The sequence below is a fragment of the Massilia sp. Masssp94 genome (assembly GCF_059491305.1).
Window position 1 is genome coordinate 998937 of record NZ_CP168501.1, and the last position, 14634, is coordinate 1013570.

14 protein-coding genes are annotated in these 14634 nt (G+C 65.3%); 3 read left to right on the forward strand and 11 right to left on the reverse strand.

Features of this window, described 5'->3' with window-relative positions:
* Nucleotides 1-26: 26 nt before the first annotated feature.
* The 3 genes from ggt to ACEN9G_RS04260 form a co-directional block, all read right to left on the reverse strand.
* Complete coding sequence (ggt, locus tag ACEN9G_RS04250; protein WP_413338439.1) at nucleotides 27-1835, reverse strand: gamma-glutamyltransferase; 1809 nt, start codon at nucleotides 1833-1835, stop codon at nucleotides 27-29.
* Nucleotides 1836-1887: 52 nt separating this feature from the next.
* Entirely contained in the window at nucleotides 1888-2652 is a 765-nt protein-coding gene (locus ACEN9G_RS04255) for a 3-hydroxyacyl-CoA dehydrogenase (protein ID WP_413338441.1), read from the reverse strand.
* 83 nt (nucleotides 2653-2735) lie between these two features.
* Complete coding sequence (locus ACEN9G_RS04260) at nucleotides 2736-3347, reverse strand: hypothetical protein (RefSeq protein ID WP_413338443.1); 612 nt, start codon at nucleotides 3345-3347, stop codon at nucleotides 2736-2738.
* A gap of 158 nt (nucleotides 3348-3505) precedes the next feature.
* On the opposite strand from ACEN9G_RS04260, the gene ACEN9G_RS04265 reads away from it, so the two are divergent.
* Nucleotides 3506-4804 carry an acetyl-CoA hydrolase/transferase family protein gene (locus tag ACEN9G_RS04265; RefSeq protein ID WP_413338445.1) on the forward strand — a complete coding sequence of 433 codons (1299 nt, stop codon included), beginning with the start codon at nucleotides 3506-3508 and terminating at the stop codon, nucleotides 4802-4804.
* Nucleotides 4805-4854: 50 nt separating this feature from the next.
* On the opposite strand, the gene ACEN9G_RS04270 is transcribed toward ACEN9G_RS04265, so the two are convergent.
* On the reverse strand, nucleotides 4855-5052 hold the full coding sequence (locus ACEN9G_RS04270) for a hypothetical protein (RefSeq protein ID WP_413338446.1): 198 nt from the start codon (nucleotides 5050-5052) through the stop codon (nucleotides 4855-4857).
* A gap of 198 nt (nucleotides 5053-5250) precedes the next feature.
* Here ACEN9G_RS04270 and ACEN9G_RS04275 point away from each other — a divergent pair, with 198 nt between their 5' ends.
* The gene (locus ACEN9G_RS04275; protein WP_413338448.1) at nucleotides 5251-5775 is read left to right on the forward strand and encodes a DsbA family protein; all 525 of its coding nucleotides are present in this window, start codon (nucleotides 5251-5253) and stop codon (nucleotides 5773-5775) included.
* Here ACEN9G_RS04275 and ACEN9G_RS04280 read toward each other — a convergent pair.
* The 7 genes from ACEN9G_RS04280 to ACEN9G_RS04310 form a co-directional block, all read right to left on the reverse strand.
* Nucleotides 5712-7898 (reverse strand): sodium-translocating pyrophosphatase, encoded by a 2187-nt coding sequence (locus ACEN9G_RS04280; protein WP_413338450.1) that lies wholly within the window; start codon nucleotides 7896-7898, stop codon nucleotides 5712-5714. The genes ACEN9G_RS04275 and ACEN9G_RS04280 overlap by 64 nt on opposite strands.
* Nucleotides 7899-8101: 203 nt before the next feature.
* A complete protein-coding gene (adk, locus tag ACEN9G_RS04285; protein ID WP_160408333.1) occupies nucleotides 8102-8758 on the reverse strand; it encodes an adenylate kinase in 657 nt (218 codons plus the stop codon).
* Between the two features lie 193 nt (nucleotides 8759-8951).
* Nucleotides 8952-9704 carry a 3-deoxy-manno-octulosonate cytidylyltransferase gene (kdsB, locus tag ACEN9G_RS04290; RefSeq protein WP_160408331.1) on the reverse strand — a complete coding sequence of 251 codons (753 nt, stop codon included), beginning with the start codon at nucleotides 9702-9704 and terminating at the stop codon, nucleotides 8952-8954.
* 16 nt (nucleotides 9705-9720) lie between these two features.
* Nucleotides 9721-9894: a Trm112 family protein gene (locus ACEN9G_RS04295; protein ID WP_081984107.1), complete on the reverse strand. Its 174-nt coding sequence runs from the start codon at nucleotides 9892-9894 to the stop codon at nucleotides 9721-9723.
* Nucleotides 9875-10903 (reverse strand): tetraacyldisaccharide 4'-kinase, encoded by a 1029-nt coding sequence (gene lpxK, locus ACEN9G_RS04300; RefSeq protein ID WP_483127725.1) that lies wholly within the window; start codon nucleotides 10901-10903, stop codon nucleotides 9875-9877. Before lpxK ends, ACEN9G_RS04295 begins: the two co-directional genes overlap by 20 nt.
* 108 nt (nucleotides 10904-11011) lie before the next feature.
* Nucleotides 11012-11464 (reverse strand): ExbD/TolR family protein, encoded by a 453-nt coding sequence (locus ACEN9G_RS04305; protein WP_056128306.1) that lies wholly within the window; start codon nucleotides 11462-11464, stop codon nucleotides 11012-11014.
* Nucleotides 11464-12069, reverse strand: a complete 606-nt coding sequence (locus ACEN9G_RS04310; protein ID WP_056127000.1) for a MotA/TolQ/ExbB proton channel family protein — start codon at nucleotides 12067-12069, stop codon at nucleotides 11464-11466. Before ACEN9G_RS04310 ends, ACEN9G_RS04305 begins: the two co-directional genes overlap by 1 nt.
* Before the next feature lie 1186 nt (nucleotides 12070-13255).
* Between ACEN9G_RS04310 and xseA the strand changes: the two genes are divergently transcribed.
* Nucleotides 13256-14617 carry an exodeoxyribonuclease VII large subunit gene (xseA, locus tag ACEN9G_RS04315; RefSeq protein ID WP_483127726.1) on the forward strand — a complete coding sequence of 454 codons (1362 nt, stop codon included), beginning with the start codon at nucleotides 13256-13258 and terminating at the stop codon, nucleotides 14615-14617.
* Nucleotides 14618-14634 lie beyond the last annotated feature (17 nt).

The following is a 14634-nucleotide window of genomic DNA, read 5'->3' on the forward strand; positions in this document are numbered from 1 at the left end:
TTCTCAACCAACAATTAAAGCGACTTTTAGTCACCTTTTGCAACACCTTCCCTGCGCGGATCGGCACCGCCGAACCACAAGGGCACGCCGTGGATCTCCATGCGTGCAATGCCCTGCAGGCCGGACGTCTGCTCGAACACGCGCACGTCATGGCCGCGCGCTTGAAGGGCCTTCACCTCGGACAGCGGGAAGCGCCCGGCCTCCAGCTCGGTCGGGCCGTTGCGGCTGCCGAAGTTCGGCAGCGAGATCGCCTGCTGCATGTCGAGGCCCCAGTCGAGCGTGCCGACGAGGACCTTGGCCACGTAATTGATGATCAGCGGACCGCCCGGCGAACCGACCGCTTCGACGAATCTGCCCGTCTTCTTGTCGAACACGATCGTGGGGCTCATCGCGCTGCGCGGGCGCTTGCCCGGCTGCACGCGGTTGGCGATCGGCCCGTTCGCGTCGCGCGAATCGAACGAGAAATCGGTGAGCTGGTTGTTGAGGATGAAGCCGTCGACCATCTGGCGCGAGCCGAACGCGTCCTCGACGCTCGTCGTCATCGACAGGCCCGCGCCATACGAATCGACGGCGACGATGTGCGACGTCGAATGCGCCTCGATCGAATTGTCCAGGCCCCAGTGCCACGCCGTCTCCACGCCCGGCGGATGGCCGGCTTGCGCCTTGCCCATCGACCGCTGCTTGACGAGGCTCGCGCGCTGCGACAGATAGCCCTTGTCCAGCAGCGCGGGGATGCCGCGGCCCGGCAGCGGGACGAAATCCGTGTCGGCGGCGTAGCGGTCGCGATCCGCATACGCGAGGCGGCCCACTTCCGAGAACACGTGCACGGCGTCCGCGCCCGGGATGCCGTTCGCGGGCGCCAGCGCCTTCATGTCGCGCGTCTCGAACATGCCGAGCATCTGCGCGACGGCGATCCCGCCCGACGACGGCGGCGGCATGCCGCACACCGTGTACGCGCGGTAGTCGTTGCAGACCGGCTCGCGCAGCTTGGGCTGATACGCGGCGATGTCGGCCGCGGTCAGCAGGCCGGGATTGGTCGGGTGGCTCTTGACCTTCGCCTCGATGTCGCGCGCGATGCGCCCCGTATAAAACACCTCGGCGCCGCCGGCGGCCAGTTCGCGCAGGGTGCGCGCCAGCTCGGGATTCTTCAGCACGTGGCCGACGGGCCAGGGCTTGCCGTCCGGCGCATAGAAGTAGGCGCGCGCGGTCGGGTCCTTGCGCAGATAGCGGTCCTCGGCCAGCAGGCTGTTCAGGCGCGGGCTCACCGCGAAGCCTTGCTCGGACAGGCGGATCGCGGGCTGGAACAGCGTCTTCCACGCCAGCTTGCCGTGCTGGCGATGGGCCAGCGCCAGCATGCGCAGCACGCCCGGCGCACCCGTCGAACGGCCGCCCACGATGCCTTCGGCCCGCGACATCGGCGTACCGTCCGCATGCTGGAACAGATGCTCGTCCGCCTTCGACGGCGCCGTCTCGCGGCCGTCGAACGCCTGCACCTTCTTGCCGTCGTAATACATCAGGAACGCGCCGCCGCCGATGCCGGACGATTGCGGCTCGACGAGCGTGAGCACCAGCTGCGTCGCGATGGCGGCGTCGATCGCCGTGCCGCCCTGTTTCAGCATCTCGTAGCCCGCTTCGACGGCCAGCGGATTCGCCGCCGCCACCATGTACTTGCGGGCGGTCCAGCCGGCCTTCTCGGTATAGCCGCTGGCGGCCTCGGGGGACTGCTGCAGCGCCGAAGCATCCTGGGCGAATGCAGCGACGGGGTTCAGGGCGGCGGTCAACACACCGCCCAGAAGGAGAGCTATTAACTTCGGGGCGAGCAACTTCTTCGTCATACGATTTCTCCGGGAATACCAGAGGGCATCGTACCCGAAATCGCTCAAGGGCTCACTTCGGCTGCATGCGGATGGCGCCGTCCAGGCGGATCGTCTCGCCATTCAGCATGACGTTCTCGATGATGGTCTTCGCCAGGTGCGCGTACTCGCGCGGCATGCCGAGGCGCGGCGGGAACGGGACCATCTTGCCCAGCGAATCGCGCACTTCCTGCGGCATGCCCATCAGCATCGGCGTCTCGAAGATGCCCGGTGCGATCGTCATCACGCGGATGCCGCTGCGCGACAGGTCGCGCGCCATCGGCAAGGTCATGCCGGCCACACCCGCCTTCGATGCGCCGTATGCCGCCTGGCCGATCTGGCCGTCGAACGCGGCGACGGACGCCGTGTTGACGATCACGCCGCGCTCGCCGTGTTCCAGCCCCTCTTCCTTGCCCATCGCATCGGCCGCCAGGCGGCACATGTTGAAGGTGCCGACGAGGTTGATGTTGATGGCGCGCTGGAACGCGTCCAGCGGATGCGGGCCGTCCTTGCCGACCGTCTTGATGGCCGGCGCGACGCCGGCGCAGTTGACGAGGCCGCGCAGGCTGCCCAGTTCGAGCGCCGCCGCCACGACGGCCTGGCCGTCCGCTTCCGACGTCACGTCGCATTTCACGAACCGTGCCGCGGCGCCCATTTCGGCCGCCAGCGCCGCGCCGGCTTCCTGCTGCACGTCGGCCAGCACGACCTTGCCGCCCGCCTCGACGATGGTGCGCGCGGTGGCCGCGCCCAGGCCCGAGGCGCCGCCCGTCACGATGAACACGTTATTCTGGATTTGCATCTGTCTCCCTTTCGTTATCTTCCGCTTGTTTTCCGTTTACGTAAACGTCAATTAGCGGATTCTAGCGAGGGTTGGCCAAAACGTCAAAAACATGTGACGGTGGTCCCGTTCCGCGCACATGCGCGGCCCGTGCTGCTGACGCCGGCATTGCCGCCCGCGTTGAAGGTATTGCCGGCCCCATCCGTGCAAACGATGCCCTGGCAGCCGCGGATGACACTGGTGCTGGGCACGGTGGGCTGAGGCGCCGTTGCGGGAGGAGGAATCGGGACGGCGGCCGTCGCGGGCGGTGTCGCGCCGGACCGCAACGGCCGCGGCGCCATCGCCCCTTCTCCCTGCCACGCCGGATGGCGGCGTGCGGCGCGGCGGCGCAATTCCTCAATCTGCTTGTCGCTCGGTTTCTTCTCGGACTTCTCGGGCGGTGAGGCCTGGCGCGTCAACGTATCCGCTTCGTCGTGCACCTCGGCCGGGTCCTTGCGGACGGCGTCGGCGCCCTGCTGCGCGCGCGGATTCAGCACGGGGCCATAGCTCAGCGGCGCCGGCGGCGGCGTGCGCGCCGGCTTGGCCGTGGTCGCTTCATCGGCCACGGCGGCGTCGCGGTTGGCCTGCTCCGTACGCTGGACCTGGTTCTGCGCCTGCGCCATGCACGACCACGCCAGCAGCATGCATGCAGTCAGTACATATCGTTTCGATTCCATGATGGGTCGCTCCTCGCGTTCCATTATCGGCCGCACGGCGCCTTGCCGGCGCGCTGCTGTGCGTCGGATGTGTGTCAGGTGAGCGTCAGTTTCCTGCGCCACGCTGTCAAGCTGCCACGATGCATGTTTTTCAAACAAAAACGACACAGGAGACGACCATGCAGACCCTGCAGGAGATGTATCGCGCCAAACGCGGCAGTGCCTTCGATGCCCTCAACCACGTCCGTGACGGCGACATGATCGTCGTCCCGACCGGTGTCGGCGAACCGCCCACCCTGCTGCACGCGCTGTCGCAGGAATGCCGTGGCTTCCACGACGTCCAGGTGGCGCAGATCCTCGCGATGCGCAAATACGGCTACTTCGCGCCCGAATGCGGGCCGCACGTGCGCCACGCGGCGCTGTTCTTCGGCGGCGCGTCGCGCGCGGGCGGCCAGGGCGGCTGGTGCGACTTCATCCCGAATTATTTTTCCGAGATCCCGATGCTGATCGAACGGGGCCTGATGCCGTCCGACGTCGTGTTCGCGATGGCGTCGCCGATGAGCGCATCCGGCCACTTCGCCCTCAGTCTCGGCACGGATTACACGATGGCGGCCGCCGCCAAGGCGCGCGCCGTCGTGCTGGAAGTGAATCCGCACGTCCCGTTCACGCACGGCCAGTGCCACGTGCACATCTCGAAGGTGACGGCGCTGGTCGAAAGCGAAGACCCGATCATGGAAGTGGGCCTGCCCCACATCGGCCCCGTGCAGGAAGCGATCGGCCGTCTCGTGGCCGAGCACATCGAGGACGGTTCCACCCTGCAGATCGGCTACGGCGGCATTCCGGACGCCGTCGTCATGCAGTTGACGGACAAGCGCGACCTCGGCATCCACACGGAGATGATCGGCGACGGCATTTTACGACTCGTGGAAGCGGGCGCCGTCAACAACCGCCGCAAGACCCTGTTGCCGGGCAAGATGGTGGCGACGTTCGCGCTCGGCTCGCGCCGCCTGTACGAATTCATGCACCACAATCCGATGCTGGAGATGCATCCGTCGAACTTCACGAACGACCCGTACATCGCCGGGCAGAACGACAAGCTCGTGTCGATCAACGCCAGCCTGCAGGTCGACCTGCTCGGCCAGTGCGGCAGCGAAAGCATCGGGCACCTGCCCTATTCCGGCACGGGCGGCCAGGTCGATTTCGTGCGTGCCGCGAACCGTTCGCGCGGCGGCAAGTCGTTCATCGTGCTGCCGTCCACGGCGAAGGACGGCACAGTCTCGCGCATCGTGCCGACCCTGTCGCCCGGCACGCACGCCACCACCAGCAAGAACGACGTCAACTATGTCGTCACGGAATGGGGCGTGGCGCAATTGCGCGGCAAGTCGGCGAAGCAGCGCGCGCAGGCGCTGATCGGGATCGCGCATCCGGACTTCCGGCCGTGGCTGCGCGAGGAAGCGGACCGCATGTGCGTGTTCTGAAATGAAAAACGGGACCGCGCGGGTCCCGTTCGTGTGACCGGCGTTACCGGTCAGTTGGGCAGTTCGCCGATGGCGCCGCGGGCCTGCCCGGCGCCGAGCGCGCCGGCCATGCCGTAGACCAGCAGCGCACGCTGCAGTTCGGCGCGTTCGGCAACGTCGGCCTGCTGCATGCTGTCCTGGCGCGGTGCGTCGGTGGGCTCAAGGCCGAGGGCGTCGGTTACGCCCTTTCCTCGCAGATTGGTCGTCATGGTTTTCTCCATTTGGTTAGTAAGCTGGCGCGGCTTGTTCAATAAACAAAACCGCTGATGACGCTACTGTACCGCAACGGAGGCTAACTCGTCGCCATCTGTTTTGTTTTTACACCTATCTTCTTTCCGGGTGAAAATTTACTACACAATCCCCCATGCCGTGTCATGATGGCGCCTCGACGCGACCAGGAGACATGAATGAAACGAGTTGACGAGATCGGCAACGACGAACACGTGCGCGGCCCGGCGGATGCGGCGCTGACGGTGATCGAATATGCGGACTTCCAGTGCCCGTACAGCGCGCGCGCCCACTTCGCGCTGCGCGACCTGGACGAGCGGTTCGGCGGCATCCGCCTGGTCTACCGTCACCTGCCGCTGGCGCACCTGCACCCGCTCGCCGAGCTGGCGGCGGAAGCGGCCGAGGCCGCCGGCGGCCAGGACCGGTTCTGGGACATGCACGACGCGCTGTACGAACAGCAGCGCCAGGTGTTCGACAAGCAGGATCTCGCCGTGCTGGCGGAGAGCCTCGATCTCGACATCGAGCGCTTCCGCACCGAGGTCCTGGAACGCCGCCACCGCGCACGCGTGCAGGCGGATGCCGAACGCGCCCAGCACGACGGCGCGACCGGCACCCCGACCTTCTACATCAACGGCGTGCGCTACCGCGGCGATTCGGACCGCGCATCGCTGGAAAGTGCGCTCAGCGAGGCGCTCGGGCGCTGAACCGCTGCTTTCGAGGCTGCCCCTGCGGGTGCCTGCGCGGTCGCAGCGGGTTTGCCGTACAGCGCCTGCGGTTCCGTCACGGCCAGCCAGCCGCCGGCCGGCAGCAACGGGACAAGCAGCAGCGCCACGATGTTGATGATCTTGATGAGCGGATTCACGGCCGGCCCGGCCGTGTCCTTGTACGGATCGCCCACCGTGTCGCCCGTGACGGCCGCCTTGTGCGCATCGGAGCCCTTCCCGCCGTAGTGATTGTCCTCGATATATTTCTTGGCGTTGTCCCAGGCACCGCCACCCGTCGTCATCGAGATCGCGACGAAGAGTCCGGTCACGATCGTCCCCATCAGCATGCCGCCCAGCGCCGCGGGCCCCAGCAGCATGCCGACGAGGATCGGCACGATCACGGGCAGCAGGGACGGCAGCACCATTTCGCGGATCGCGGACGCCGTCAGCATGTCGACGGCCTTGTCGTATTCCGGCTTGCCGGCGCCCGTCATGATGCCGACGATGTCGCGGAACTGGCGCCGCACCTCGATCACGACGGCGCCCGCCGCCCGCCCCACCGCTTCCATCGCCAGCGCGCCGAACAGATAGGGCACGAGGCCGCCGATGAACAGGCCCACGATCACCATCGGATTCGACAGCTCGAACGCGATATGTGTGCCGTGCGCCTCCAGCGCATGCGTGTAGTCGGCGAACAGCACGAGGGCGGCCAGCCCCGCGGAGCCGATGGCGTACCCCTTGGTGACGGCCTTCGTCGTGTTGCCGACGGCGTCCAGCGGGTCGGTGACGGCGCGCACCTGGTCCGGCATGCCGCTCATCTCGGCGATGCCGCCGGCGTTGTCGGTGATCGGGCCGTAGGCATCCAGCGCGACGATGATGCCGGCCATCGACAGCATGGCGGTGGCCGCGATCGCGATGCCGTACAGGCCGCCCAGCTGGAACGCGACGAGGATGGCGATGCACACGACGAGCACGGGATACGCGGTGGACTTCATCGACACGCCCAGCCCCGCGATGATGTTGGTGCCGTGGCCCGTCGTCGACGCTTCCGCGATGTGCCGCACGGGGGCGAACTCCGTGGCCGTGTAGTACTCGGTGATGTAGACCATCAGGCCCGTGAGCGCGATGCCGACCGTGGCGCAGCCCAGCATGCGCCAGCGCATCGCGTCGTCCGGCCACACGAGCCACGTGACGACGGCGAACCCGATCAGCGACAGCGCGGCCGACCACCACAGCCCCGTGTACAGCGCGTACATGATCTTGTGGCCCGGATGGTTCTTCACGAGCGAGCAGCCGACGATGGACGCCAGGATGGAGATCCCGCCCAGCAGCAGCGGATACACGGTGCCGGTGCCGCCCATCCCGGGGATCACCAGCGCACCGAGCAGCATCGTGGCGATCAGGGTGACGACGTACGTTTCGAACAGGTCGGCCGCCATGCCGGCGCAATCGCCGACGTTGTCGCCCACGTTGTCGGCGATGACGGCGGGATTGCGCGGATCGTCCTCGGGAATGCCGGCCTCGACCTTGCCGACGAGGTCGGCGCCGACGTCCGCGCCCTTCGTAAAAATGCCGCCGCCCAGGCGCGCGAAAATCGAAATGAGCGACGCGCCGAATGCGAGGCCCACGAGCGGCTGGATGACCTCATGCTGCGTGAGGGCAGCGTCGGCGCGCAGCATCAGGATCCAATAGAACAGCGCCACACCCAGCAGGCCCAGCCCGACCACGAGCATGCCCGTGATGGCGCCGCCGCGGAAGGCGACGTTCAGCGCCTGGTCGAGCCCGGTCGCAGCCGCCTGCGCCGTGCGCACGTTGGCGCGGACGGACACGTTCATGCCGATGAAGCCGCAGGCCCCGGACAGCACCGCGCCGGCCAGAAAGCCGCCCGCGGTGGCCGCGCCGAGCAGGAAGTAGATGGCGATCAGCAGGACGACGCCCACGATGCCGATGGTGCGGTACTGGCGCGCCAGGTAGGCCGACGCCCCCTGCTGGATGGCCAGCGAGATTTCCTGCATGCGGCCGTTGCCGGGATCCTGGTGCAGGACCCAACTGCGCGACCACAATCCGTAGAATACCGCGATGACGCCGCACGCGACGGCGAAGATGAGCTGCGCGGATGCCATGTCGTCCCCCTCGTTCTTCGATCAAACCACCACAGAGTCGAAAGGCCGCGTGCGCTTAGTTGAGCTTCGTTGAGCTGATCTGCGGTACGGCCAACCTTGCTGCATTCGCCGCACAAGCGTGCGACAAAACTTTGATCTAAAAACCTGGACGGATGGCATTAGTCATCCGGAGCCAAAAAGAGCGGCTTGCGCCGCCCTGGCGCTCAGCCTTCGAGTGCCGCGAATGCGGCGTCGCGCACCTGTTCGACCGGGCCGACGCCCGAGATCTTGCGGTACTTCGGCGCGCCCGGCAGGCCCGATTCCGCCCACTTGTTGTAATAGCCGAGCAGGACTTCGGTCTGGTTGTGGTACACGGCCAGGCGTTTCTTGACCGTTTCTTCCGTGTCGTCGTCGCGCTGGACCAGCGGTTCGCCCGTCACGTCATCCTTGCCTTCGACCTTCGGCGGGTTGAACTTCACGTGGTAGACGCGGCCCGATGCCGGGTGGCTGCGGCGACCGCTCATGCGTTCGACGATCAGTTCGTCGGGCACGTCGATTTCCAGCACGTAGTCGATCTTCACACCGCTGTCCTTCATGGCGTCGGCCTGCGCGATCGTGCGCGGGAAGCCGTCGAACAGGTAGCCGTTGGCGCAGTCGGATTCCTTCAGGCGCTCCTTCACCAGGCCGATGATGATGTCGTCCGACACCAGCTGGCCCGCATCCATCACTTTTTTCGCAGCCAGGCCCAGCTCGGTGCCGGCCTTGATGGCCGCACGCAGCATGTCGCCGGTAGAGATTTGGGGGATGTTGTATTTTTCTTTGATGAAGTTCGCCTGGGTGCCTTTACCGGCGCCGGGGGCTCCTAACAAAATGAGACGCATGAAGGGATTCCTAAAGGTATTTAATAATTCTTGTAGAGGCGGTTATAGTCGGGAACAGATAACCGCATTGATGCATGTCTGACTAGCTGATACGAAACTTACCACAAAAGCAGCATCAAACGCCACTGACGGCGGCCGATCTCTCAGCCGTTTGACCTGGCGCAAGCAGCCTGAAGAGTAGTTTCTACGCGGATCAAGACGTGTAGAAAAGTCGCACGCGCTCCAGGTCGGCCGGCGTGTCGACGCCCGCATGGGGCGCCTCGGCCGTCACGTGCACGGCGATCGGCACGCCGTGCCAAAGCACGCGCAATTGTTCCAGGGCTTCGATGGATTCGAGCGGCGACGGTTCCAGCTGTGGGTAGCGTTGCAGGAACGCATTGCTGTACGCGTACAGGCCGATGTGGCGCAGGGGTACGTAACCAGCAGGCAGTTGCTCGCGGGTGGCAGCAAAGCCGTCGCGGTGCCAGGGGATCGTGGCCCGCGAGAAGTACAGCGCGCGCCCGAGCTTGTCCAGCACGACCTTCACCACGTTCGGGTTGAAGGCGTCGGCGACGTCGGAGAGCGGATGGGCGCAGGTGGCCATCGGCACGCTTGCTTCGATGCGCGCGGCGCAGGCGGCCAGCAGCGCGGGGTCGATCAGCGGTTCGTCGCCCTGCAGGTTGACGACGACGGCATCCGGCGCGAGGCCGAGCTGGTGCGCCACTTCCGCGATGCGGTCCGTGCCGGATGGGTGATCCGAACGCGTCATGCAGGCTTCCACGCCATGCGCGGCGCAGGCGGCGGCGATGTCGGCGTGGTCGGTGGCGACGATGATGCGGGACGCGCCCGATTGCTGCGCGCGTTCGGCCACGCGCACGACCATCGGCTTGCCGCCCAGGTCCGCGAGCGGCTTGTTCGGCAGCCGCGTCGACGCCAGGCGTGCCGGGATGATGACAACGAAACTCACGGGAATAGCCAATGCGTCAAAGCGCGGGCTCGACCTTGCGCGCCTCTTCGGCCCACATGATCGGAATGCCGTCGCGGATCGGATACGCGAGGCGGTCCGGGCGGCAGATCAGTTCCTGCGCTTTCTTGTCATATTCGAGCGGTCCCTTGCACAGCGGGCAGACCAGGATATCAAGCAGTCGGGCGTCCACGACATTTCTCCACGATTTGGGCAGCCAGCGCGGCATCGATCTGCGCGCCGACCGGCACGACCCACACGCGCGGGTCGTTGTTGATTGTTTCAAGTTGCCGACATTTTACTGCATCCTTCTCCGTCACCAGGATGACGTCGGCGTCGACGGCGCGGAACGGGTCGTCGAGGAAGTCGTGATGGTCGGGCAGCGGCAGCTCGGCGACGTCCAGGCCGGCGGCGCGCAGCAGCGCGAAAAAGCGCCCCGGATTGCCGATGCCGGCCGCCGCCAGCACACGTTTGCCCCGGAGGGCGGACAACGGCACGCGCTCGTCCGCATCCATCAGGCGCTCGGCATGGTCGCCCGCGAGGCGCATCTGCCAGGGATCGCCGCCCACCGCGGCGGCCAGCGCCGGCGTGATCTCAGGCGCGTTGACGACCGTGACATCGCGCCGGCGCGACGGCCGTTCGCGCAGCGGGCCGGCCGGCAGGGTCCAGCCGTTGCCGGTGCCGCGGCCGTCGAACAGGATGATTTCCACGTCGCGTGCGAGGGCGTAATGCTGCAGGCCGTCGTCGGTGATCAGCACGTCCACGTCGGGGTGCAGGTCCAGCAGATGGCGCCCCGCTTCCACGCGCTTGCGGCCGACGACGACCGGGCAGCCGGCACGAGCCGCGATCAGCAGGGGCTCGTCGCCGACATCCTGCGCACGCGACGCCGCCAGCACTTCACGGGGTGCCTCTTCGGCTCCGCCGTGGCCGCGCGAGATCACCCCGGGCCGCATACCGGCCGCGCGCAGTTGCTGCGCCAGCCAGATCGTCAGCGGGGTCTTGCCCGTGCCGCCGATGAAGATATTGCCGACGACGATGACGGGCACGGGCAGGCGTCCGGCCTTCAGCACGCCGGCGCGGTACAGGGCGACGCGCAGCGCGGTGAGCAGGCGGAACAGCAGGGACAGCGGCCACAGGGCCACGGCGAGGGGCCCGCGCCGGAGCCAGGCGCGGGTGAGTGTCGATTCGAGGGAAGATGCCATATGATGATCCGTCGTCCCCGCGAAGGCGGGGACCCAAGTTCTGCATGCGCTGTCGATACGCCGGCAAAATTAGGCCCCCGCCTGCGCGGGGGCGACGCTGCTTTCTGCTTACTTCTGCCCGCCCGTCTGCGCCGCAAACGTCAGCTTGTCGTACCCCGCCATGCGCGCCGCTTCCAGCACGTTGATGACCATCTGGTGCATCGCGAACTGGTCGGCGTTGACGATGATGACGGGATCCTTCACGGGCGCCGCCAGCGGCTGGCCGTTCGGGCCGGTGCTGGCCGCGCGTTTCAGGTCGTCGGCAAGGCTCGCCACGCCGTGGAACGCGACCGGCACGTTGTTCACCGTGTAATTACCCTTGGCATCGACCGTGACGTTGATCTCGAACGGCTTCTCGATCGCCTTCTCGGCATCGGCCGTCGGCAAGGTGATCTGCAGTTCGGTGAACTTGCTGTATGTGGTCGTCACCATCAGGAAGATCAGCACGACCAGCAGCACGTCGATGAACGGGATCAGGTTGATTTCCGGATCCTCGCGTTTGCGGCCGCGGCGGAAGTCGATCATTTGCGTGCACCGTGGACGACGTCGACGAATTTCACGGCCTGCAGTTCCATGTCGATGATGAAGCTGTCGACCAGCGCGCGGAAGTGGCGGTAGAACACGAGGGCCGGCATCGCGATCGCCAGGCCGAACCCCGTGTTGTACAGCGCCACCGAGATACCGTGCGCCAGCTGGGCGGGATTCGTGCCGCTCGCATTCTGCGCGCCGAAGATCTCGATCATGCCGACCACGGTGCCGAACAGGCCCATCAGTGGTGCCAGCGACGCGATCGTGCCGAGCGTCGTCAGGAAGCGTTCCAGCACGTGGGCGACGCCCCTGCCCGCTTCCTCGATCGATTCCTTCATCACGTCGCGCGGCGCGTCGACATTGCGCAGCGCGGCGGCCAGCACCGTGCCGAGCGGGGAATTCGTTTGCAGCTTGTCGACGATATCCGGAGTGACCTTGCCGCTGCGATAGACCTGGATGACTTCATCGAGCAGCTGGCGCGGCAGGATCTTTTCGCGGCGCAGGTAGATCAGGCGCTCGATGATCAGGGCCAGGGCAATGATCGAGGCGATCAGCAACAGCCAGATGGGCCAGCCGGCGGCTTGAAGAATGGCGAGCAAGGGAACTCCTGGATAAGTAAAAAACAATGAAACAAGTTAGTTGCGCAATGTAACGTGTTGCCCGGATTGCGGCAAGTAGAGTTCTGCACACTTTCTGTGGATAAAAGTGTGCGCAAGACCGTCCAGTGACGCTAAGTGGCTTGATTCTTAAGGGATATTTTTCCGTGCGTAAAAACTTGGCAGGGCCGGGTGCGTTTCCCGGAAGGAACTTGGCAGGCCTGCGAGGGTTCGTACGCATGTAGTTGCCCACAATTTCTGTGGATAAATTTGTGAGGAATCAGCTTTCTCAGTGGTAAGTATTTGATTTTACTCAGAGAAATTCCCGAGTCCAAAAAATAGGCACGGTTGTGCTTGACTACAGGTCTAGCTCTACCCTGCCGTTCTGCACATTTTTTGTGGACAAAATTGTGCGCAAGCGCACAAACCGAACCTTAAGCCTTTGATTCTTAAACAAAAAGAACTTTCGCTCGCTTTTTAAGCAGGTGCTTGTCCACATGCCACGACCGCCGACCGCAGGATTTTTCACACAAACTGTGGAAAAAGATGTGAGCAAGCGCATCGCTCGCTTGCTAACTATTTGATTTTTCTCATGATTCTTAGCCAAGCCCAATTTTTAGGCACCTTCGACTTGTGCACAGCAAACACGCTTCGACGGCCGGCCATTCCCGGCGCGCAGGCACGAGGTTATCGTCGCGTCCAGGCGCAACCGGTCTTCTTCACACATTTTGTGGAAAAGATTGTGAGCAAGATCCTTGATCGCAAACAAAGTCCTTGAATCTAAACAGTATTTTTGCCGTGCAGATTTTTTAAGCAGTGGAAAACCGGTCCCGCGACGCGCCGCGAAGGGCGGCTGTTCACATAAACTGTGGAAAACGATGTGAGCAAGGCCTCGGATAGCGCCCTAAGTGTTTGATTGCTTTGGGAAAATGTATCCAAGCTGAATATTTAAGCACCGCCGACTTGTCCACTTTCACACATAAACTGTGGATAAGATTGTGGCCAAGTATCCCAAGATGCACCCAAGCCATTGATCCGTAAGGTAATTTGGTTGCTGCATCGAAAGCAGGCAGCATCGTTTTACTATAAAAATCAGGTGTTTACAAAAACTACCTGTTGTTTTACAGCAGATGTGTCTTACACTTCGCGCAGCCATGTTTTTGTGGACAGTTCAAACGAGCCCAACCCTATGTTCCCCACCGAAGACGCCGATCCCGCCTACGCCACCCCGCCGGTACTGACCGTCACGGCCCTCAACCAGCAGGTGGCACGCCTGCTGGAGCGCACCTTTCCCCTCGTCTGGATCGGTGGCGAGATATCGAATTTCACGCGCGCGGCCAGCGGCCACTGGTATTTCACCTTGAAGGACGACGCGGCCCAGGTGCGCGCCGTCATGTTCCGCGGCCGTGCCCAGTACGCGGGCTTCACCCCGCGCGAAGGCGCCAAGGTCGAGGTGCGCGCCCTCGTCACGCTGTACGGCGCGCGCGGCGATTACCAGATCAACGTGGAGGCGATCCGCCGCGCGGGCGTGGGCGCGTTGTACGAAGCATTCATGCGCCTGAAGGAAAAGCTGGGGGCCGAGGGCCTGTTCGACGAAGGGCGCAAGCGTCCGCTGCCGCTGTTCGCGCGCACGGTGGGCATCGTCACGAGCCCGCAGGCGGCCGCGCTGCGCGACGTGCTGACGGCCCTCAGGCGGCGCGTGCCGCACGTGCGCATCGTGCTGTACCCGGCGCCCGTGCAGGGCCAGCTGGCCGCGCAGAAGATCGCGGAAGCCATCGCGATCGCGTCGCACCGGCGCGAAGTGGACGTGCTGATCGTGTGCCGCGGCGGCGGCTCGATCGAAGACCTGTGGAGCTTCAACGAGGAAGCGGTCGCACGCGCGATCGCGGCGTGCAGCATGCCCGTGATCTCGGGCGTGGGCCACGAGACGGATTTCACCATCGCCGACTTCGCCGCCGACCTGCGCGCCGCCACGCCGACGGCCGCCGCCGAGCTCGCCGCCACCGCGCGCGCGGACTGGGTCGCATCGCTGCAGGCGGACGCGGGCGACCTGCGCCGCGCGATGGACCGCGTCCTGTCCGACGCCAGCCAGGGCCTCGACAACCTGTCGCGCCGCCTGCTGAGCCCATCGAGCCAGATCCAGCACCAGCGCCTGAAACTTCTCGGCATGGCCAGCAGTCTCACGCATGCCGTCCGCGCGCCGGTGAACCGTCATGGTGTGCTGCTGGCGCAGCTGCAACAGCGCTGGGCTCGCCATCGCCCGGACTGGAGCGGCCTGCGCACGCGGCTGGAATCCGACCGGCGCCATCTCGTGGCCAGCGTCGGCAACCAGTTGCGCGCACGGCGCGAGGCATTGAACGCCCTGGCGGCGCAACTGGAACTGCTGAACCCGCAGCGAACGCTGGAGCGCGGCTATGCGATCGTCAGCAACGCGAAAGGTAAAGTCCTACATGCGCCGGGCCAGATCAAGCCGCGCGACGTGTTGCATATCCGCCTGGCGGAAGGCAGTGCCGAGGTCAGTGTCGCCGGCGTACAGGCCTTACTCGAATGACAATCTGGTGTATTCGC